General features: G+C 45.0%; 20 protein-coding genes. 19 read left to right on the top strand and 1 reads right to left on the bottom strand.

The features are described 5' to 3' along the window. The first annotated feature begins 5 nt into the window (after positions 1–5). The 14 genes from SPSYN_RS01925 to SPSYN_RS01860 all read left to right on the top strand — a co-directional run bounded on the left by SPSYN_RS01925 (position 6) and on the right by SPSYN_RS01860 (position 15,264). Complete coding sequence (locus SPSYN_RS01925; RefSeq protein ID WP_161820809.1) at positions 6–1,115, top strand: zinc ribbon domain-containing protein; 1,110 nt, start codon at positions 6–8, stop codon at positions 1,113–1,115. Between the two features lie 17 nt (positions 1,116–1,132). Further along, positions 1,133–2,188 (top strand): zinc ribbon domain-containing protein, encoded by a 1,056-nt coding sequence (locus SPSYN_RS01920; protein WP_161820808.1) that lies wholly within the window; start codon positions 1,133–1,135, stop codon positions 2,186–2,188. A 33-nt stretch (positions 2,189–2,221) separates the two neighbouring features. After that, positions 2,222–3,472: a hypothetical protein gene (locus SPSYN_RS01915; RefSeq protein WP_161820807.1), complete on the top strand. Its 1,251-nt coding sequence runs from the start codon at positions 2,222–2,224 to the stop codon at positions 3,470–3,472. An 84-nt stretch (positions 3,473–3,556) separates the two neighbouring features. Then, positions 3,557–4,117, top strand: coding sequence for a LemA family protein (locus SPSYN_RS01910; protein ID WP_161820806.1), 561 nt, complete (start codon positions 3,557–3,559; stop codon positions 4,115–4,117). 17 nt (positions 4,118–4,134) lie between these two features. Beyond that, on the top strand, positions 4,135–6,033 hold the full coding sequence (locus SPSYN_RS01905) for a DUF2207 domain-containing protein (RefSeq protein ID WP_161820805.1): 1,899 nt from the start codon (positions 4,135–4,137) through the stop codon (positions 6,031–6,033). A gap of 21 nt (positions 6,034–6,054) precedes the next feature. After that, positions 6,055–6,738: a zinc ribbon domain-containing protein gene (locus SPSYN_RS01900; protein WP_161820804.1), complete on the top strand. Its 684-nt coding sequence runs from the start codon at positions 6,055–6,057 to the stop codon at positions 6,736–6,738. A gap of 803 nt (positions 6,739–7,541) precedes the next feature. Beyond that, positions 7,542–7,826 (top strand): Asp-tRNA(Asn)/Glu-tRNA(Gln) amidotransferase subunit GatC, encoded by a 285-nt coding sequence (gene gatC, locus SPSYN_RS01895; protein ID WP_161820803.1) that lies wholly within the window; start codon positions 7,542–7,544, stop codon positions 7,824–7,826. A gap of 14 nt (positions 7,827–7,840) precedes the next feature. Next, the gene (gene gatA / locus SPSYN_RS01890) at positions 7,841–9,319 is read left to right on the top strand and encodes an Asp-tRNA(Asn)/Glu-tRNA(Gln) amidotransferase subunit GatA (RefSeq protein WP_161820802.1); all 1,479 of its coding nucleotides are present in this window, start codon (positions 7,841–7,843) and stop codon (positions 9,317–9,319) included. Positions 9,320–9,321: 2 nt separating this feature from the next. Continuing rightward, complete coding sequence (gene gatB, locus SPSYN_RS01885) at positions 9,322–10,770, top strand: Asp-tRNA(Asn)/Glu-tRNA(Gln) amidotransferase subunit GatB (protein WP_161820801.1); 1,449 nt, start codon at positions 9,322–9,324, stop codon at positions 10,768–10,770. A gap of 450 nt (positions 10,771–11,220) precedes the next feature. Beyond that, positions 11,221–11,589 (top strand): arsenate reductase family protein, encoded by a 369-nt coding sequence (locus SPSYN_RS01880; RefSeq protein ID WP_161820800.1) that lies wholly within the window; start codon positions 11,221–11,223, stop codon positions 11,587–11,589. Positions 11,590–11,726: 137 nt separating this feature from the next. Further along, positions 11,727–12,920, top strand: a complete 1,194-nt coding sequence (locus tag SPSYN_RS01875; protein ID WP_161820799.1) for an anaerobic nitric oxide reductase flavorubredoxin — start codon at positions 11,727–11,729, stop codon at positions 12,918–12,920. 383 nt (positions 12,921–13,303) lie between these two features. Continuing rightward, on the top strand, positions 13,304–14,419 hold the full coding sequence (locus SPSYN_RS01870; protein ID WP_161820798.1) for an AI-2E family transporter: 1,116 nt from the start codon (positions 13,304–13,306) through the stop codon (positions 14,417–14,419). Between the two features lie 60 nt (positions 14,420–14,479). Then, positions 14,480–14,827, top strand: coding sequence for a hypothetical protein (locus tag SPSYN_RS01865; RefSeq protein ID WP_161820797.1), 348 nt, complete (start codon positions 14,480–14,482; stop codon positions 14,825–14,827). Between the two features lie 194 nt (positions 14,828–15,021). Continuing rightward, on the top strand, positions 15,022–15,264 hold the full coding sequence (locus tag SPSYN_RS01860; RefSeq protein ID WP_161820796.1) for a hypothetical protein: 243 nt from the start codon (positions 15,022–15,024) through the stop codon (positions 15,262–15,264). Positions 15,265–15,272: 8 nt separating this feature from the next. Here SPSYN_RS01860 and SPSYN_RS01855 read toward each other — a convergent pair whose 3' ends face one another. Next, positions 15,273–15,614, bottom strand: a complete 342-nt coding sequence (locus SPSYN_RS01855; RefSeq protein ID WP_161820795.1) for a LapA family protein — start codon at positions 15,612–15,614, stop codon at positions 15,273–15,275. Between the two features lie 299 nt (positions 15,615–15,913). Here SPSYN_RS01855 and mtnP point away from each other — a divergent pair, with 299 nt between their 5' ends. From mtnP to SPSYN_RS01830, 5 genes are all read left to right on the top strand, one after another. Continuing rightward, the gene (mtnP, locus tag SPSYN_RS01850) at positions 15,914–16,699 is read left to right on the top strand and encodes an S-methyl-5'-thioadenosine phosphorylase (RefSeq protein ID WP_161820794.1); all 786 of its coding nucleotides are present in this window, start codon (positions 15,914–15,916) and stop codon (positions 16,697–16,699) included. Between the two features lie 39 nt (positions 16,700–16,738). After that, the gene (gene mtnA, locus SPSYN_RS01845; RefSeq protein ID WP_161820936.1) at positions 16,739–17,773 is read left to right on the top strand and encodes an S-methyl-5-thioribose-1-phosphate isomerase; all 1,035 of its coding nucleotides are present in this window, start codon (positions 16,739–16,741) and stop codon (positions 17,771–17,773) included. Between the two features lie 123 nt (positions 17,774–17,896). Continuing rightward, a complete protein-coding gene (locus SPSYN_RS01840; protein ID WP_161820793.1) occupies positions 17,897–19,150 on the top strand; it encodes an adenosylhomocysteinase in 1,254 nt (417 codons plus the stop codon). 45 nt (positions 19,151–19,195) lie between these two features. Continuing rightward, positions 19,196–19,852, top strand: coding sequence for a class II aldolase/adducin family protein (locus tag SPSYN_RS01835; RefSeq protein ID WP_161820792.1), 657 nt, complete (start codon positions 19,196–19,198; stop codon positions 19,850–19,852). A gap of 77 nt (positions 19,853–19,929) precedes the next feature. Then, on the top strand, positions 19,930–21,240 hold the full coding sequence (locus tag SPSYN_RS01830; RefSeq protein ID WP_161820791.1) for an amidohydrolase: 1,311 nt from the start codon (positions 19,930–19,932) through the stop codon (positions 21,238–21,240). Positions 21,241–21,289: the final 49 nt, after the last annotated feature.

The raw sequence follows: 21,289 nt of genomic DNA, 5'->3' as shown, positions 1-21,289 counted from the left end.
AAATAATGGACAATAACCAGAACACATTGGCTGGCGCCGAAGTGTTTAAGCTAGCACCGGGTGACATTAATCATCTATTCAGGCGCACGGGGGTTAAAGGGAATAGTCTGTCCGCTTTTACTTACAATTCTGAACAGGCGGCCACCAGCAGCCCTTCTGAATTGTTTAAAGTACTATCTGAGAGCCCCAGGCTAGGCCAGATTGCCGGGAGGTTACTGGAACCTGATTTAAAAATCGAGTTTAATCGCGGCGGGGCTGGTGCTGCTGACGATAAATATTACGTCCTGCTGTCAACTGCTGATAAAACTGTTTTAACGCAGATGGTGAACTCTCAAGGAGATATCCTCCTCCTGCTGTTCGATGACTGGGAGCCGTTCCTGGAATGGTGGATTAATGTTTATGCCACCCCGGGTGTGGGCGATTACCGGAAAGTGTTCCCGAATGTTTTGGAAACTGAAATCCTTGTCTGTGCTCTGCATTGTATAGATATTTACCGCCGTTCTTATATGGAAAGCATGCTGGATTACCGCAGTGGGTTAAGTTTATCATTAACTACCCAGGATTTTGTGCAGCTATTGAAACGTTCATTGGCCAGTAAAGATAAACGGTGGCTGCTGCCCACCATGTTCGAAGTTACCCCCGGCCTTAAAAACAGCAGTATCGCTTTAAAACCCGAGCATATAAAGCAGGCTGAGGAATTGGGTTTTGTCACCAGCAATGAATCTACATTGACTCTGGGCGAACGGTCAAAAATTATGGGCACCGAATTTATAACCAGCTGGATAGGAGCCATCGGCTGGCAGGCAACTGCTTTGATAAACGGCGAAGAACGCAGCCTTTCCCGGGTATTCCTTGCGCCAACTGCCTTTGCTAATCATATGTTTTCCTTTGAGATCGGATCAGGCGGGGTAAGCCGTTTTCGTCACCAGGCCAGTACCAAACTGGAACTGACCCAATCACTGGACCAATGGATGGAATCTTTACGAAAAGTCGTCGGTAATGGTACGGTTACTATTAACACGGATAAAACTCCCCAGTTTAAATTCTGCGGTCAATGCGGTTCTAAAATCAAGCCCGGCAAGAAATTCTGTACCAGCTGTGGCAGCGCATTATAAAAAAGGAGTGTAGTAAGATGAGCGATCTCAAGTTTTGTCCTAAGTGTGGGTCTGAAATAGTTGCAGATGATAGATTTTGCGGGGAATGCGGCTTTGAGATCCATTCATTGGCACAATCAGCTGCTGATAAGCCTGCACAGACAGAAAAGCCACAGCTAACTTCGCCGCCGCTCGTTAATAAGCAGCATTCCGCGCCGCCAACGCCACAAGCTACGCCAGCTGCCCGGCAGGGAAGCGTACAGACGCCGTCGTCCGGAGATTTTACCAACCTGGGTGTTAATAGCGGCGGGAATAAAAATGCTTTAGTTATTATGATCTCTTTGCTGACGGTTTTTTTAATAGCTGGAGGCGGGCTATATTGGTGGTTTTCCCGGGGAGAGGACCCAGATCAGGTGGCATCGCCCCCCACCGCCACCAAAAATATTGGAACCACAAGTACCGGTGGGCAGGCAACAACCCCAGATCCGACACCGACTGTTGATCTGAGCCAGGCCTCCACATATTTGTCGGAACCAGGTCTCAAATGCACCTTCTTTGTGAATTATCCGGATGGAATGTCGGGGGTGGTGGAGCGCTTCAGCGCCCAGGTGGTTTCCAATGAAGCGGTGCGGGTGAGTGAGGTGGAAACCGGCGTGGAGCAGGGAGAGGCCTTTGGTTATGGATTCCATTATGTAGAACGGGCAGATGGAACGTATTACATTTTAGATCAAACCCCCAATGAAATATTCCCGGTCTTAAAGAATAATTTAACCGTGGGGCAAACCTGGAACTACCAGGATGAGTTCGGTAAGATCACCTGGACTGTGGTGGATATGGGTGTAGACTTGAACCTGGGTTTTGCCGCCTTTGAGGACTGTTTGCTGGTGAAGGAAGACAACCAGGCGGTGGGCTTTCAGTCCATCACTTATTATGCACCGGGTCGGGGCAGTGTAATGGTTATCGATCCCGGTGGGACGAACGAGTATTATAAAATGACTGCACTGACTAAGATAAACGCAGACCAGGCGGCGCAAACGATAATTAAATGGTCTCCCAATTACTCTGTTATCAAGGACGACCGCACACAAAGTTAGACTAGAGCCGGACTGGCCCAAGGAGGATTAAATATGTCGTCTGCATCGGGAAAGATCGAGTTGTGGCGCCGTATCGCTTTATTGTTTGGTATTTTGGTTGGAGTTGGTCTGTATTTTTATGTAACCCCGTCTATAGTCAGTGTTACTGCGGTGGATTGGGAACAAGAACAGGCTGGTGAACTGCAATCATTAACCGGTTATGTATCTGAGAAAGACAGACGGCTCAACCAATTGCCCCTGGACGACTATATAAAGGAAAAGACTGGCGGAAATGTAACCCTAGTTAATGCCGGGCAGTGGGATGCCTTTTTCCAGCAGGTGCAGTTGGCAAGTTTTGGCCAGTATGCCCGTTCCATCTATGGTGACAGGGTGAGCGAGCAGGATAAAGATGACTTTTGGAAACCACAGGTGCCGGTGCCGGTATTCTTTAAACCCGGGGAACTTCCTTTGGAACAATGGAGGCTATTCCCTCAGGCAGGTGAACAGGTATATATATGCAGCACTGCTGGAGGAAAGAATAACTATCTACTTCTGGAGTATGAAGATTATCAGTCATCGGTGACAGCCATGACCAAACCTTATCGCACGGCACCCGAATGGCTCTATCATCCATATCGTTCAATCGGTCTGGCAGTCATAGCAGTTGGATTGCTGCTTTATTTGTTCTTGCCTCGACGCAGAAACAAGCCTGAAGATATTGCTTATGCCGGAGGGCGACTGGTGGCGGGAGATATTGTGGCTTTAATTATCCTGATGACTTTTTACAGCCTGCCTTTTGTTGTTAACGGTGGTACTATTCAGTCGATCACTTCAATGTGGTTCGTTAGTGTATTCATGTGGTTCCTTGCACTGTTTGGCGTAGTGGTGCTGTATTACTCCGCCTGGTACGCGACGTACCGTATTGAGCTGACGCCAGATGCATTGTACCTAATTAACTATAAAGGGGTTCGGGAATGCCGCTTTGCTGAAATGGCCTCTGTCGAACAGGTTTCCTTAAGAAACCCGGGCTGGTTTCGTAAGCTGTTCATGGCCTTGGCCTTGCTTTCATTTATAGGGGGACGCAGTTCACCTCAACCGGTTGGAGCTGCTCTTTTAGCAGCCAGTGCAACTTATAGCGGGTTGGAAATTCGGGGTTGTGGTAAACCCCTATATATTTGGTTTACCGACCAATTGGGGAATGTAATTATACCCAATTTCAATCGTGTGCCGGAGGCCATCCGCTCAGCTGGTATACATATTAACCAAGAACCCAGGGAAATAGAAGGATTTACAATGTTTATGTAGTGTTAATAGAAGTTAATTTTGCAGAGGTTAATAACCTAAAGTTGTTAGGATGAATAAGTGAATTTTCAAAAAGGGAGGATTAAAATGCTTACTGGAATGATTACATTGGTTGCTTTGATGTTATTAGTGGCCGTTTTTCTGATCGCCACCTATAATAAGTTGGTTAAGCTGCGGCAAAGGGTTCAAAACGCCTGGTCTCAGGTGGATGTCCAGCTTAAAAGACGTTATGATTTAATACCTAATTTGGTTAATGCTGTCAAAGGGTATGTTCAGCACGAAAAAGATACATTGGAAAGAGTAACCCATGCAAGAAATATGGCCATACAGGCCAGTAATATTACAGAGCAATCCAATGCGGAAAATATTTTGACTGGTGCCTTAAAGTCCTTGTTTGCTGTGGCTGAAGCTTATCCTGACCTGAAGGCAAATACTAATTTTATCCAACTACAGTCTGAGTTGAGTGATACCGAAAACAAAATCTCGTTTGCCCGCCAGTTTTATAATGATACAGTGCAGATTTTTAATACCACAATTGAATTATTCCCGAATAATTTGGTTGCCAGTATGCTAGGTTTTATAATGGTTGATTATTTTACTCTCCAGGGGGAAGTTGAAGCCAGGGAGAATGTTAACGTTAGTTTTTAAAAGGGGCTGCAGATATTATGAAGAGAAACAACAGAAGCGAGTTGAAATATAAATGCGGCCTGTTTACGCTCATTTTGGCGTTGCTTCTGCCGTTGGTGTTTACTGATACAGCCCGGGCAGAGCGCAGTTTTGTTATGCAGCAGGTAGTAGTTGAAGCTGAAGTGCTGCCGGATGCTTCCATGCAAGTTACAGAAAAGCTAACAGTTGATTTTTCCGGCCACTGGAACGGCTTTTTTATCAGTATCCCCCGGGGTGACACACCGGTCAGTGATGTGGTGGTGTATGAGAATGGCCGGCCTTATACCTTCAATCAAGGGAGCAGTTATGGTCTTCCCGGCACTTACATCGTAAAAAATGAAAACAGTAAAACGACTATTGATTGGAGCATCGACGCTTCTGACGAAGTCCGTTCATTTGACATCTCCTACCGTGTTATCAATGCAGTTAAGGTGCACAGTGATGCAGCCGAACTTTACCGCAAATTCATAGGTTCAGACAATTCCCAAAGGGTTCGTGAAGTGCAGGTGAACCTGAATCTGCCACCGGGTGCCGCAAATTACGAACAGGGCAAAGACATTCTAATCTGGGGTCACGGACCGCTGCAGGGTGAAGTAAACTTTACGGGTTCCGATGCGATTACCTGGCAGGTCAATAATCTCCCCGCCTATACTTTTGTGGAAGGACGGGTAGTCATGCCTCCGGCATTATTTCCTGAAGCGCCGGCTGATGCATACACCGGCCAAGTAGCACTTTCGGACATACTGGCTGAAGAACATAGCTGGGCACAAGAGGCTAACCGTGAACGTATGCTGGCGCGGGCGGAAGTAGGCGGGGCCGTGGCTATTGTACTGATGGCCCTGGGGAGTATATACCTCTTATGGCGCAAATACGGGCGCGGCTATTCTACCCAATTCAACGGCCTATACTACCGCGAGTTGCCCGGTCAATACAGCCCAGCGGAATTAAGTTCGCTCTGGAATTACAGAAAGATAAAACCACGTGATTTTACCGCTACGATACTGGATTTAGCCCGGCGCAGATTTCTGGCCATTGAGGAAGAAAGACAAGAAGTACGCAAAATATTGGGCACCAGGGAATTCAAGAGCTATCGGCTCACTTTCCTTCCTGCGCCTGAACCGGCCTCTCTCAGAAAGCCCGAGGAAGCGGTATTGCGTCCCCATGAACAAGATCTACTGGATTATCTTCAGCATACCATTGCTAACGGGCGCGGGTTTATTTATTTAAATGACATAGAAAAATACGCCAAGAAAAACGGTCAGGGCTTTTATGGTTTTTGGCAGCAGTGGACGGCAGGCTTAAACGAGCAGGGAGAGAGGTTGAACTATTTTGATTTCAACGGCAATATGCCGTTGATAACCTTACTGACTGGATTACTATTGTTCATAGGGGGAGCGGCTATCGTCTCCGAAAAGATTATATTAGGTGCGGCATTAATGCTCGCCGGGGCAATTATTGGTCTTGTTCCACGGTCCTTTAAGAAACGCTCGACCACCGGGCAGGAAGACTACGTGCGCTGGCAGGCTTTCCGGCTCTTTCTGCAGCATTTTTCACAAATGGAACGCCATGAAATACCGAGCCTAATCATATGGGAACATTATCTGGTTTATGCAGTAACCCTGGGGGTGGCACGGGAAGTAATCAATCAGCTGGAATTGGTCTTCCCTAATATGCAGGACGGTGATTACCATTTTGGCTATGGCTGGTTAAACTATTGCGCCTGGAACAGCTTTCATGATCTAAATGATTCTTTTAATGGCATTGGAACTGTGGTAGAACGCTCACTTAAGACGGCTCACGCGGCGGTTAGCAAGTCATCATCAGGTTCCGGCGGTGGAGGTGGATTTTCCTCCGGTGGCGGTGGTGGCGGCGGCGGTTCAAGTTATGGTGGTCGGTAGAAGCAGAGGGGAGGAAGGACCATGCTTTGTCCGAATTGCGGGGTAGACTCAGATAAAAGCGCTATTTATTGTATCAATTGCGGAAGCGCAATGCCGCAAGCAGAGGAAAAGAAAAAGTCTAGCCGAGAGGAATTAATCGGTTTTTCAACCCGTATTAATGATCCGGCTTTTACCCAATATATAAAAAATACTAAACGCTGGTCGTTTTTATTTGCGTCGATCATAGCTCTGGTAGCTATTATAGGCTTTTCTATTTATGGCGAAACCAGCACAGAAATGGATAATCCGGAGGCGTTCTTTATCGGGTTGAGCATCGGGGGTATGTTCCTTGCCATTGCACTGTTACAGAGCATCGGTAGAAACAGGAGCACTACCTGGGACGGTATAGTGGTGGATAAACAAATCGAAAACAAAAGACGCAAGCGCCATACCAGCAATAACGAGTATTACTGGCAGCAGTATACTTTATTCACTGTAAGCATCAAGCAGGATAACGGTAAAATATACACTACAAGTGCCGAGGATGACGATACGGTTTATAACTACTTCCGAATTGATGATAAGGTGCGGCATCATGGTGGATTAAATTCAATTGAAAAATATGATAAATCAAACGACGATATTATCTTTTGCAACGCCTGCGCCAGTTTAAACGATATCCAGGATGACTATTGTTTCCGGTGCAAGTGTCCGCTTCTAAAATAGCTCGCTTTTATATTGACCAGCTTGCGTAATGCTATCAGTGGTTTTCTAATTAACCAGATTTGGGGCATCAAACACCTTATCTAAGTTATGGCGTGAAGGAAAGAAAAAATATACTTACAAGTCATTTTCCGATCATGTAACAATTAAGCATTTAAGGTTATGGCTCAACCCGCATGGTGATATGGGTGGCTTTTTCGGCTATTCTGAGTCAAACGGCGGTTGCGCAGGCGGGCAAAGAGGGAGATACCGTTATTATTCTGGGGTGCGGCCCGGTGGGTTTATACGCGCTTACTTATACAATCTTGTAACTGAGGGGAAAATTGATTCAGGGGACGTAATAACTCATGTGCTGCCGTTAGATCAGGCCAAACACGGGTACAAAATTCTTGACAACAAATTGGACGGCTGTATTAAGGTAGTGCTTTAAGCCACAGTTGCACTAGATGTATAAAGGTCTTGAAAGTAAAGACTGCCGAAGCATGAGCTTGACAGTCTTTACTTGGCCACAAGAGTTGGTAATTTTAAATCCCTTCGTTCTAGCATTTAGGCTATTCACCTAGACAGGCCGAGCGGACTTTTTCATTTTTCCCTGCCCGTATTGGGACATTAAATAAAATTCGTTGAAAAATCTCCATGAAAAATATTGAACAATTTGCCCCAGGACACATACCGTGTCTATTTGAATGACCAGCGTTTTTATCTTGTTTTGATGATAATTGCCACCATGCGAAATTTTTAATATAATTAATCTTGTATTTTGCATAATGTCACGAATTTACCGGGAAAGGAAGGATAACCAGCCTGTGAAAATTACCGAGCAAAATGTGGAACAAGTGGCTTTGTTTAGCCGCCTTGAATTGACAGAGGAAGATAAAGCTGTCTATACAGAGTCTCTTAATACCATACTGGACTATCTGGACATGTTAGATAAATTAGATACCAATAATATAGAGCCTGCCGCCCATGTCCTGTCATTTAAAAACGTTTTTCGTGAAGACAAGCTGCAGTCTAGCCTGGCTAAAGAGCTGGTCTTAGTTAATGCCCCAGAAGAAGAAGCGGGGTGTTTTAAAGTACCCCGTATTGTTTAAGCAGGAGGTTTCTAATGCGACTATACAATTTATCAGTTTTTCAGCTTAGTGAACTCATGGAGAAAAAAGAGATCAGCTCCGAAGAACTAACTAATGCTTATCTTGAACGCATCAGCCAGGTTGAAAGTGAAACTAAAGTCTTTGTAACGCTTAGCAAAGAAACAGCTTTAACTCAGGCCAGGAATGTTGATCAGAAACGGGCGCGGGGGGAAGAGCTTTCTCCCCTGGCTGGAATTCCTATGGCCATGGACGACAATATTTGTACGGAGGGAATCAAAACTACCTGTGCTTCTAAAATACTGTATAACTTCATCCCGCCTTATGATGCTACAGTTGCTGAAAGGTTAAAGGGTGCCGGTGCCATACTGATGGGCAAATGTAATATAGACGAGTTTGGTATGGGTTCTTCAACCGAGAATTCAGCATTTTATCCTACCCAAAATCCCTTTGACGCTGAAGCAGCACAAGGCTGTATCAGCGGTGGTTCAGCAGCTGCTGTTGCCGTAGGTGAAGCGGCTTTCACTTTGGGCTCAGACACAAGTGGCTTTATCCGTCAGTCGGCAGCTTCTTGTGGAGTCATAGGACTCAAGCCTACTTACGGTCATGTTTCCAGGTTTGGCCTGATATCTACTGCCTCTTCTCTCGATCAGATTGGACCCATTACTCAGGATATGACGGATTTGGCGCTGGTTTTAAATACTATCTGTGGCCACGATGTTAAGGATGCTACATCAGCTTCAGTAGATGTCCCGGATTTTACTAAAAGTTTGGTTAATGAAGTTAAAGGGCTTAGAATTGGCTTGCCCAAAGAATATGAATCAGGTGTAGAACCTCAGGTAGCAGCCAAGCTTCAGGAAGCGATTAGTAAGCTCGAGGAGTTGGGGGCCATTTGTGAGGAGGTTGCCATGCCTCATACCGAGTATGCAGCGCCTGCTCATTACATAATTTCTTCTGCTGAAGCTAGTTCCAACCTTGCCCGTTTTGACGGGGTCAGGCATGGCTTAAGGGTGGAAGCCGAAGACGTGTCGAGCATGTTCAAAAAAACCCGCAGCCAGGGCTTTGGCGCTGAGGTCAAAAAAAGAATTATGCTGGGCACTCATGTATTGAGTACCGGTAATTATGATACCTATTATGTTAAGGCCTTAAAGGTTCGCAGTCTGATCAAGCAGGATTTTGACCGGGCCTTTGAGAAATTTGACTGCCTTTTAACTCCTACTAACCCTACAACTGCTGGCAAAACAGGTAAAAATCCAAACGATTCTTTAGCTATGCATCTGTCCGGTGTCTGTACCTTGCCGGTAAACCTAGCTGGTCTTCCCGCCCTGTCCCTACCTTTTGGCATGGTGGATGGGATGCCTGTAGGACTACAGCTTATCGCCCGGCACTTTGAGGAGGAGACCTTGTTGAGGGTAGGCTATACCTTGGAGCAAAGTACAAACCAAACCAGGCCAAAACCCGGCTTATTCCTCAAATATAATATTCATAGGGGGTAAAGATGAATAGATACGAAGCAGTTATCGGCTTAGAGGTGCATGTTGAGTTAAAGACGGATACAAAATTATTTTGCGGCTGCTCTACGGAATTCGGGAAGGAGCCTAATACTCAGGTTTGCCCAGTCTGCCTCGGGCTGCCAGGTGCTGTAGGCGTTTTAAATAAAAAAGTAGTTGAGCTAGCTACTAAAGCAGGCCTGGCTTTAAACTGCGCCATAGGTACTTATACCTGGTTTGACAGGAAGAATTATTATTACCCTGACTTACCCAAGGGGTTTCAGATTTCCCAGGTATTTCGGCCTATTGCTTATCAGGGCCACCTTGACATAGATGTAAATGGTGCGACTAAACGAGTAAACATTACCAGGGCTCATATTGAAGAAGACCCAGGGAAACTAGTCCATTCTGGTGGTTCGATTACTACCTCACGATATTCATGTGTGGACTATAATCGGTCCGGTATGCCGCTTATCGAAATTGTATCGGAACCTGAGATGCACTCTGGCGAAGAGGCTAAAGCTTACCTGGAGAAGTTAAAGGCTATCTTGGAATGCATTGGTGTTTCCGATGTAAAGATGGAGCAGGGTTCTCTGCGCTGTGACGCCAACGTCTCAGTGCGCCCAGTGGGCACCACGACCCTGGGCACTAAAACAGAAATTAAGAATATGAACTCTTTCCGTTCTGTGCAGTATGCTATTGAATATGAAGTGGAGAGACAAATAGATGTACTGGAAGACGGGGGAAGAGTTATCCAAGAAACTCGCGGTTGGGATGAAAACAGGGGAATTACCGTATCCATGCGCAATAAGGAAAACCCTGATTACCGGTGTTTTATCGAGCCAGAACTTACTCCTATCGAACTAACGGAGGAATGGATTGAAGAGGTTAAGGCCTCCATCCCTGAATTACCCGACGCGCGAAGGAAACGTCTGGTTGAGGAACATGGGCTGCCGGAATACGATGCCGGGGTAATTACCAGTTCTTTAGCTTTGGCGGAGTTTTTTGATGCCACACTGAAGGAGTTTCCCGATGCTAAATCGATTAGCAACTGGATCATGGGAGAGCTATTAAGGCTCTTGAATGCCCGCAATATGGAACTAAGTGAAGCTAAAATTACTCCCAGCAGTCTGGCTGCTCTACTGAAATTGATTGAAAAAGGTTCAATCAGCAACAAGATGGCCAAGGAAGTAGTTGAGATTATGTTTGATGAGGGCAAAGAGCCGGACCAAATAATTAAAGAAAAGGGCATGTCACAGATATCTGACGAGGGGCAGTTAGCCCAAATTATCGCTGAAGTTATTGCAAAGAATCCCAAATCCGTTGCGGATTATCAAGCAGGTAAAAAGCAGGCTATCGGCTTTTTAGTTGGTCAAATTATGAAAGCAACCAAGGGTCGGGCAAATCCCGGTTTGGTTAATACCATGCTTCGAGACAAGCTGGCTGAAGAAGCATGAGCTTAAAAAAACATAAGCACCAAATTTTTAAACCACCTTGGATGCGTCAGTATCTTCACAGGTGGTTTTTTATTTGCAAATGGCTGCACACCTACCGATTTCTGAGTATGATTATCAATATCTAATTGAGCTAATTGCTCTGAAAAATGATTGAATAATTTAAAAATTTTATATTTTTGAAAGGATATTTGAAGTTATATGTAGAATTAACCAATAAGCTAATCAGACCGAGATGTATATTAAATTGCCGGCTGATTCATTAATTTCAAAATATGATTAACGACCATTTACTGAACTGCTGTCATTCAATTAGGCCCGATCACTACCGGGCAGGAAATGATATACATGTCTAACAGCAAGAATTATTTTATGGCTCTGTACTGCAAGTTTGTGATTAGTATTAATATTTTAGCTGTTGGGTCAAAATAATATAAAAATGGAGGGAGAAAAATGCCCTGGTTATTGTTTGATTACCCTAGATGAGGCACGGTGAAAAAAGCCAAGAATTGGCTTGCTCAAAATGAGATCGCCTATCAAACTCGTCATATTGTTGATGAGCACCCCACTCGGGAGGAAATTATTGATTTACATAAGAAGAGTGGTTTAGAATTAAAAAAATTATTTAATACCAGTGGAGCAAAATACAAGGAACTGGGCTTAAAAAATATAATAAAAACCGCCAGTGCGGATGAATTGTACGATATTCTTGCTTCCGATGGCCTGCTGGTTAAGCGCCCCATCATTACTGACGGTGAAAAGGTGCTGTTTGGTTTTAATGAAAAGGATTGGGAAAGGGTGTTTGCTAAATCCGGGCAATAAGCGGTTACCATATGTCCATTTTGCCGGATGGTGTAAGCAACTACATGCCGAATCAGTTCTTATCAACGATGCAGTAAACTTTATTTAATTCTATTAAATGTATGACAGCAAATAATATGGAAAGGGGCGTGATAAAAATGATGGAGATAAAACCAAAAATTTACTGGGTCGGAATAAAGGATTGGGAACTAAGAAGATTTCACGGGGAGGAGTATTCAACCCATCGAGGCTCCACCTATAATTCATACTTAATTAAAGACAAAAAAATAGCTCTGGTTGATACGGTATGGACACCATTTCATGAAGGTTTTATACAACAATTAGACCGGGAAATCGGCCTAAAAAATATAAATCTCATTGTTATTAATCACACTGAGCAAGATCATGCGGGCAGCCTATTGTACTTGATGGAGAAGATACCGAATGTCCCCATTTACTGTACAAAAAATGGAGCCGCTATGATTAAAGGCCACTTCCATAAGGATTGGAACTTTAACATTGTAAAAACCGGTGACAGTGTAGAACTGGGGGATTATAAACTGGTTTTTGTGGAAATGCCGATGCTGCATTGGCCTGATTCAATGGCTACCTATGTGGCAGGTGCTAATGTTTTGTTATCAAATGACGCTTTCGGCCAGCACTATGCCGCACCACAGCTGTATAACGATCAGGTAGACCAGGGTGAACTATTCCAAGAAGCCATAAAGTACTATGCCAATATACTGACACCCTTTAGTGATTTAGTGAAAAGGAAGCTTAAAGAGGTTAAGGAGCTGAATATTACTATTGATATGATTGCCCCCAGCCACGGGATTATTTGGCGGGACAACCCTATGCAAATTGTGGAGAAGTACGATCTTTGGGCTAGTGGTTATCATGAAGGAACGGTAGCAATATTATATGACACTATGTGGGGAGCTACTAAGAAAATGGCCTTAGCTATCGCTAAAGGGTTAGAAAACAAAGGCATTGGCGTTAAGGTTTTTAATGTGGGCAGGATGGATAAAAATGATGTTATCACTGAAATATTTAAGGCTAAAGGAATTATCATGGGTAGTTCAACTATTAATAAAGGTATATTGAGTGACACGGCTTCTATTCTGGAAATGATTAAAGGACTTAGATTCAGAGACAAGATTGGCAGTGCTTTCGGTTCTTATGGCTGGAGCGGCGAATCTCCTAAGATAATTGAACAAAGACTAGCTGAAGCTGGTTTTGATATGATCATGGACCCGATAAAAATGAAATACGATCCTACACCAGAGGATCTTGTTGACTGTGAAACTTTTGGCGAACAGTTTGCCGTTAAAATGAAAGAGATTTTTTCCTAAGAATATCTGGAAGAGTAAAAACCGAAGGCGTTCGGTCAACTTGCCTCCGGTTTTTACTCTTCTTCTTCAGTGATTTTTTCCAAACCGATACTTTCAAGAATTTCGTTAATTAATTCTTTGGTCAGTATAATAACAAACACCTCCTTTCAGGTATTATAATATATTATCACGTACTGGTTGTCCTGTCAATTGCTAACAATCAAATAGCATAAATTAACTTTTTCTATGTTGTCGTTTCTTTTAGAGTTGTCAATTTAATTTATAAAAATTTCCCTTTAGCGGTTGATAGATAGTATAAACAACTCAAGAAAAAGCTAATGCTTTGTATTAGATGTAATATTTGGTATAATTGGTGTTAAACAGATAAGGAGTTTATTCTATATATGAATGGAGAGGTCAATAACAATAAACAAAAATTAACCGCTAAAACAATAGTTTTAATTGGCATTATTGTATTTACAGTTCTGTATTTTGCTGAAGTGATTAATACTTTAAAATATCTCTATGGGGTTATTTTCCCGTTATTAATGGGTGCCACAATTGCATACGTGCTTAATATATTGGTGTCAGGCTATGAAAAAGTATTTTTCCCCAATAGTTATAATGTAATCATCATTGGTATACGCCGGGGTGCATGTATTATATTGTCAGTTTTTACTATTATACTGCTGCTATTTTTTTTCCTGCGTATCGTTATCCCACAATTCAGTCAATCTATTGGTTTGCTGGCTGCCGGGTTCCCGGTGCTATACGATAATGTGTACGACTGGGCTAGTCAGCATGCTGATGAAATTCCAGTATTGCAGCAGAAGCTCGAAGGACTTAATATGGATGGGGCCGCAGCTTTAAAGAAAGTCGTGAATGTGCTCGGAGATTGGGCCTGGGGAACGGTTTCCTTTATGGGATCAGTATTTGGAGTAGCTATCAATGTAATACTGGCGTTTATATTTGCTATATATATCCTGTTTGGCAAGGAAGATCTCAATGATAAATTCGGCAAATTGTTGAAGGCTTATATGCGAACAGAGCGAAGAGAAAGATTATGTGAAGGCCTGCGCACAGCCGATGAAACATTTTCTAATTATATTATCGGCCAGTGCAAGGAAGCGATTATTTTAGGGCTGCTGTGCACCATTGGTATGCTGCTTTTTCGTTTTCCATATGCTACCATTATTGGACCTGTCATTGGTTTGACTGCCCTGGTTCCCATGGTTGGCGCTTATATAGGTGCAGCAATAGGGTTTTTGTTAATCGTCATTGTTGACCCGATAAAAGCATTATTTTTTATTTTATTTATTACGATTTTACAACAGGTGGAAGGTAATATAATTTACCCTAAAGTAGTTGGTGATAGTATTGGTTTGCCGGGAATATGGGTATTTGCTGCAATTACTGTTGGTGCCGGGTTGCTAGGCATTGCCGGCGTTTTACTGGGAGTACCTGTTGCTGCGACAGTATACAAACTGTTAGATAAATCTATCAATGAAAGACTGTGTTAAACCTTGGCACAGCAAGCAGAGATGATTACAATATGTATAACAAGCGAGGGGGGAATTGACATGGCAGGTATTAAGAGCATAGTTTGTATCTTCGACGATAATGAACCTATCGATTTTTGCGGGGGGTGCCGTGGAGGTTGGAAACCTTTTGGTGATCCCTCGAAAACTTTGCAGGAAAATGTAGCAGAACTGGCCGTCAAATTACATGATCTTTTTGGTGACCGGGTGGAGTGCCGGTATATTGACATCACGACAAGTGCCATGAAAAACTATCCCGAAATAGAAAAGACTATTCATCAAGTTTTTTTGCCGATGACGGTAATCGACGGTGTTCCCCGGTTGCACGGTTACCTGGACCAGGAACTGATCATTAATACGGTTAGGGAACATCTAAGTAAAGTTAAATAATCCAGTGGGTATTAAAATTTATTGTTTTGCTGGAAATGTCAATAATTAATAGGAGATTGGGTAATACCAGTAAGGAGGTTACCGGCATGGAAAATGGCAAATGTCTGGTTAACGTTTTCGGTGTTGACGGACATTTTAGTCTTGGCGGTTGATGCAATGGTGGTTGGAACACCTTTGGTGATCCGAAAAAATCATTGCGAGAAAATGTCCAAGTGCTGGAAGACAAACTAAAGGATGTTTTTGGTGAAAGGGTAGCATGCCAATTCATCGATATTAATTCCAGTGCCATGAAAAGTTATCCCCAAGTAGAAAAAACTATTCATCAAGTGCTTTTGCCTATGACGGTAATTAACGGTATACCACGGTCACACGGTTTCCTGGACCTCAATTTGATTATAGATACGGTAAAGCAAGAGTTGGATAAGTACAGGTCATAAAAGTAGTCTTAAATTTTTTTGTTGGGAACTCTTGGTTCATTCGGAGTGCTTTGGGAAGGGTGCTGAGACTTATCCAACGCTAAAGCCTGCTTGAATTGCACGTTCTCTTCTTTAAGGTTAGTGATTACTTTATTGAGCTCTTTCATTTTTTTCTTGAGCTTAAAAGATCTGATAATGCTAAGCAATAAAACAGTAACCGCTCCGATAATTGCCGAGACTAGAATAACTAAAGCTTGAGATATGTTCAATTCAAGGTGAAGAAATCTGACTTCCGCAGTATTGGCGTTTTGCACAGCGAATATAGTCACAATTACTGCAAAAAAAAGCGATAAAACAAATCTCCAATCCATTATTATCCCTCCCGTTTGACAAAATAGGTGGATGTACTAAATTATAAATTAGCAATATTATAACAATTATTTGGTTAACTGACAAATTATCTTGGTATTTAATATTACTATTGTATTATTCGTGAATGAATGAGCAAACTTCTTAAGATTAAATTATCTTCGGGGGTTTGCTTTTTTGCAGGGGGGTGCTATGACTATACAGGCTGTTTTAGAAAGGAATAGATGGAAAAGACGCGAATACTAGGTAATGTGATAAGTAAATGCTAATAAACATAAATAAGTGAACGGGGGGTACATAGGTGAGTATAAACATCGCCATAATTGGAGGCACCGGGGTATACGACCCCAATATACTGACAGATATCACCGAGGAGAAGGTGGACACACCCTATGGCAGTATCAAGGTAAAAGTGGGCAGTTATCAAGGCAAGCGGGTTGCCTTTATGGCCAGACATGGCGAAAACCATTCGGTGGCGCCGCATCTGATCAATTACCGGGCCAATATATGGGGTCTGCACCTGCTGGGCGTTAAAAATATTTTTGCCACTGCTGCGGTGGGTTCAATAAATACCGACATGAAGCCCAAGGATTTTGTTTTTATCGATCAATTTTTGGACTTTACTAAAAACAGGCCGCAAACCTTTGTGGAACAAGGGGTTATTCATTTGGATATGACCACCCCGTATTGCCCCAGGTTGCGCCAGGTGCTAATTGATGCCGCTGAGAAGATGGGTTTACCCTACCACCAAACCGGGACCTATGTATGTATGGAAGGACCGCGCTTTGAAACTCCGGCAGAAATTAGGATGCTGCGCCAGCTGGGCGGAGATGTGGTCGGCATGACTAGCGTGCCCGAGGTGGTGCTCGCCAGGGAAGCGGAAATGTGTTACGCCACGATAGTTATGGTTACTAATTTTGCTGCGGGCATTTCCTTGAACTCACTGTCGCACCAGGAAGTGGTGGGTGTGATGAATGAAAATGTGCAGAATTTTAGAGGCTTGGTTATGGAAGCTATTACTGCGGTTGATGAGCAAGCCGACTGCGGTTGCCAGCATCTGCCCGAGTCACCGTCTGCAGTAAAGTAGAATTTGTGCCATATTTGGAAAGGACCGGTATTGCGTCATATGGAGACGATGCGCTGGGTTGACGGCTGTCTGGAAATTTTGGATCAGACGTTGCTGCCAGGAAAAACTGAGTATATTAAATGTGAGCATTATACAACTATTTGTGATGCCATTCGACGGCTAAGTGTGCGCGGTGCGCCAGCTATCGGGGCTGCCGCTGCTTACGGGCTTGCCCTTGGCGCTGCGTCGCTATCACCTGCGGGAAAGGCTGAATTTGTTTCTGCGATTGAACAAATCGCCAGGGAATTATGTGACACCAGACCTACGGCGATAAATTTACAGTGGGCTGTAGATCGCATGCTCCAGCTACTGCATGAGCAGACCACTGATAGTGTTGAGGTATTAAAGGAAACACTGCTGGCAGCAGCCCATGCCATATACCGGGAAGACTTGGCGAGTAACCGGCGCATTGGAGAGTTTGGCGAAAAGTTGATTCCTCCCAACGTGTCTATTTTGACCCATTGCAATGCCGGAGCTTTGGCCACCGCAGGTTTTGGCACCGCCCTGGGTGTCATCAGGGCTGCCCACCAGGCCGGTAAAAACATCCATGTGTACGCCGATGAAACCAGACCTCTGCTTCAAGGCGCTCGTTTGACCGCCTGGGAATTGATGCAGGATAACATACCGGTGACACTGTTAACTGATAACATGGCCGGTTACTTGATGGCTTGCGGTAAAGTAGACTTGGTTATCGTGGGGGCGGACCGTATTACTGCCAATGGTGATGTGGCCAACAAAATAGGCACTTATAGCGTGGCAGTGCTGGCCAAAGAACACGGCCTTCCCTTTTACGTTGCTGCTCCCATGTCAACCTTTGACTTAAACTTAGCCGGAGGGCAGGAAATCCCTATTGAGAACAGAGATGAGCGGGAAGTAACCCATTTTGCCGGCCATCCGGTAGCACCGGCAGGTGTTAAGGTGTGGAATCCGGCCTTCGACGTTACTCCACATCCTTTGGTTACCGCCATTATAACGGACCGGGGAGTAGCCCGACCTCCTTATACGAAAACTCTGCCAGCTCTGGTAGATAAGTAATATTACACCTACATTTATGATATTAGGTTGTTATCTGTCAAATGCATTATTTTATACGCGTGGATTTGAACATATAGCCTTTTCGTGTAGTACTCATGCTACATATTTTAAGGAGCTGATCGTTTGTTAGATTACGTTATCAGGGACATTGATTTATATGAACAGGGACGTCTGAAGATAGACTGGGTACGGTCGCATATGCCTGTGTTAAATGTAATTCGGAAGGAATTTGAAAAAAATCGTCCTTTACAGGGGATCCGGGTGGCCATGAGCATTCACCTTGAGGCTAAAACAGCCTATTTGGCTGAAGTACTCAGCGCTGGAGGGGCAAAAGTGGCCATTACTGGCTCCAACCCCTTGTCTACCCAGGATGATGTGGCTGCAGCTCTGGCCCAAGAGGGTATTAATGTTTACGCCTGGTATGCTGCTACTGCGGAGGAATATAATAAACACCTGCGTCTTGTGCTGGGCAATCACCCCCAAGTGCTAATCGACGATGGGGGAGATTTAGCTCACTTGCTCCATACCGACCTGCGGGAGCAGGCCGGTGAGGTGTTAGGCGGAGCCGAAGAAACCACTACTGGGGTGCTGAGACTCAGGGCGTTGGAGAGAAACGGTCAACTGCTATTTCCCATGATCTCAGTGAACGATGCCTTGTGCAAGTATCTGTTTGATAATCGTTATGGAACTGGTGAGTCGGTCTGGTCCGGCATAATGCGCACTACTAACCTGGTGACGGCCGGCAAAACTGTGGTAGTAATCGGGTATGGCTGGTGCGGTAAGGGTGTGGCTATGCGGGCCAAAGGACTTGGGGCTAAGGTAATTATTTGTGAAATTGACCCGGTCAAAGCCATTGAAGCATTTATGGATGGCTTTCGGGTAATGCAAGCTGAGCAGGCAGCTGCAGAAGGGGATATTTTTATTACCGTGACGGGGTGTATGGATGTGCTGGTTACAAGGCATTACCAGCGCATGAAAGACGGAGCTATTCTGGCCAATGCCGGTCATTTTGATGTGGAAATAAATATTCCTGAATTGGAGCGGGTCTCAGTTTCACGACGTACTGTACGTAAAAACATTGAAGAATTTAAACAGTCGGATGGGCGCCGCCTGTATTTGCTGGCTGAGGGCAGGTTGGTGAACCTGGCGGCCGGAGATGGTCACCCCGCGGAAATTATGGACATGTCCTTTGCCTTACAGGCCCTTTCAGTTCTGTATATACTGCAGCATGGCCGGCAATTGAATAAAAAGGTATATAATGTACCGCCTGAAATAGATAACCGGGTTGCCGAGCTAAAATTATCTTCGCTGGGTATACAAATAGATCACCTGACCAGTGAACAATTTAAATATATTAATGATTGGCGTTGCGAGTAGCGAGGCCACTGCATAAGAAGAATTATAAACCAGGGGGGTTCCGACATGTCTAATGTCGCAGAAGATGTTAAGGTACAGCTTTTAAAGGTTGGTGCCCGCATGGCTGCAGCTGGTTTGGTGATGGGCACCTGGGGCAATCTATCAGCCCGACTTCCGGATAAAAACCTGTTTGTGATAACCCCCAGCGGTATATCCTATGACGTGCTGGTTAAGACGGATTTAGTGGTTGTAGATATTACGGGGCGCGTAATCGAGGGTGAACGGAAGCCATCCACGGAATTAATGCTGCATGCGGCCATATACAGCGCTTGCGCCCAAGCGGGTGCTATCGTGCATAGTCATAGCATTTATGCCAGCGCTTTGGCAGTGGCAGGGAAAACGCTACCCCCTATTTTGGAGGAGCAAGTGCAGTTTGTGGGTGGCACAGTATCGGTGGCTCGGTATGCCCGGGCGGGCACTGTTGATTTAGCTGCTGCAGTTGTAGATGCCTTAGGACAGAGCAAGGCTGTGCTGTTGGCTAATCATGGACTGGTGGGACTGGGTAGCACATTGGACGAAGCTTATCAGGTTTGCCTGGTGGTGGAAAAGACTGCTCAAGTATACATATTAGCGGAACTAATCGGTAAAGCAGCAATAATACAGCCAGGGGATGTGGCTGCAATAAGGAAATCCTACCAGACCGGTTACGGTCAGCAGGTATAACAGATAATAGATAGGGCGTATGACGAGGGATTTTGCTTGTTTGAGATAATTACTAGACGCAATTAAGGAGGTTAAGTATGGCTGATTTACTGATCAAATGTATGGCTGTTTTAACTATGGACAGCGAGGGTGACATAATTAACCATGGTGAAATTGCAGTGCGGGATAATCTAATCTACCACGTGGGTCCCAGCGGTTCGACACCGGCTGATTTTAAACCGGAACGGGTGCTGGATTATCCCAGGATGGTGGCTATGCCCGGCTTGGTCAATTGCCATACCCATGCAGCTATGACGCTGTTTCGGGGTTATGCCGATGACCTGCCTTTAATGCAGTGGCTTAATGATAAAATTTGGCCCCTGGAGGCGCTGTTGATCCCTGAGGATATTTTTCAGGGTACGTTATTGTGCTGCGCGGAAATGATCCGTGGTGGCACTACCACCCTGGCGGATATGTACGTGGAAATGGACCAGGTAGCCCGGGCTGTGGACGAAGCTGGCCTGCGAGCGGTACTCTGTCGGGGGATGATCGGCGCTGGACCAGATGGTGAAAGCGCACTGGCCGAAAGCGTAGAATTTATCCAAAAATGGCATTGTAGTGCCGGAGGGCGAATCACTACCATGCTTGGGCCTCATGCTCCTTATACCTGCCCGCCGGTGTACCTTAAACAGGTAATTGCCGCCGCGAAAGAAATGGGTGTGGGTATCCACATTCATCTAGCCGAAACAGTCGATGAGGTTAAAGAAATCAGTGACCAGTACGGAAAAACCCCCGTGGCTTTAATGGAAGAGGTTGGACTTTTTGAACTGCCCGTACTTGCAGCCCACTGTGTGCATCTCAGTGACACCGACATTGATATTTTGGCACGCCGGCAGGTGGGTATCGCTCATAACCCCCAGAGCAACATGAAGCTGGCCAGTGGAGTGGCACCGGTAAGTCGTTTGTTGCACTCGGGAGCGCTCGTCGGTCTGGGTACCGACGGTGCAGCCAGCAACAATAATGTGGACATGCTGGAGGAAATGCGGACCGCGGCTTTACTGCAAAAGCTGCACACCTGTGATACCAGTGTGCTCCCTGCGTATCAGGCCTTGCATATGGCTACTGCCGGCGGGGCCAGAGCGCTGGGTATGCAGGAGCAAATCGGACGGCTGGTGAGCGGTCTTAAGGCTGACATAATATTATTGGATATGCATCAGCCGCATCTTTATCCGCTGTTCGACATTTATGCCCAGATTGTCTATGCTGCCGCATCATCGGACGTGCATACGGTGCTCGTTGATGGCCGGGTGGTAATGGAGAACCGCCGTATTTTAACGCTGGATGAGGATGTGGTTATGGCAGAAGCTCAGCGCTGCGCTGATGCTCTGGTGCAGAGAAGCAACAGCTGAGGAGTTATCAAACAGGTACGTTCAAAAAACCGGGGTGCATATGCAGCGC

It is taken from the genome of Sporotomaculum syntrophicum, assembly GCF_009932395.1.
GTDB classification, from domain to species: Bacteria; Bacillota; Desulfotomaculia; order Desulfotomaculales; family Desulfallaceae; genus Sporotomaculum; species Sporotomaculum syntrophicum.
Note: the sequence above shows the minus strand (reverse complement) of the source record. Positions and strands in the feature narration are given on the sequence as shown.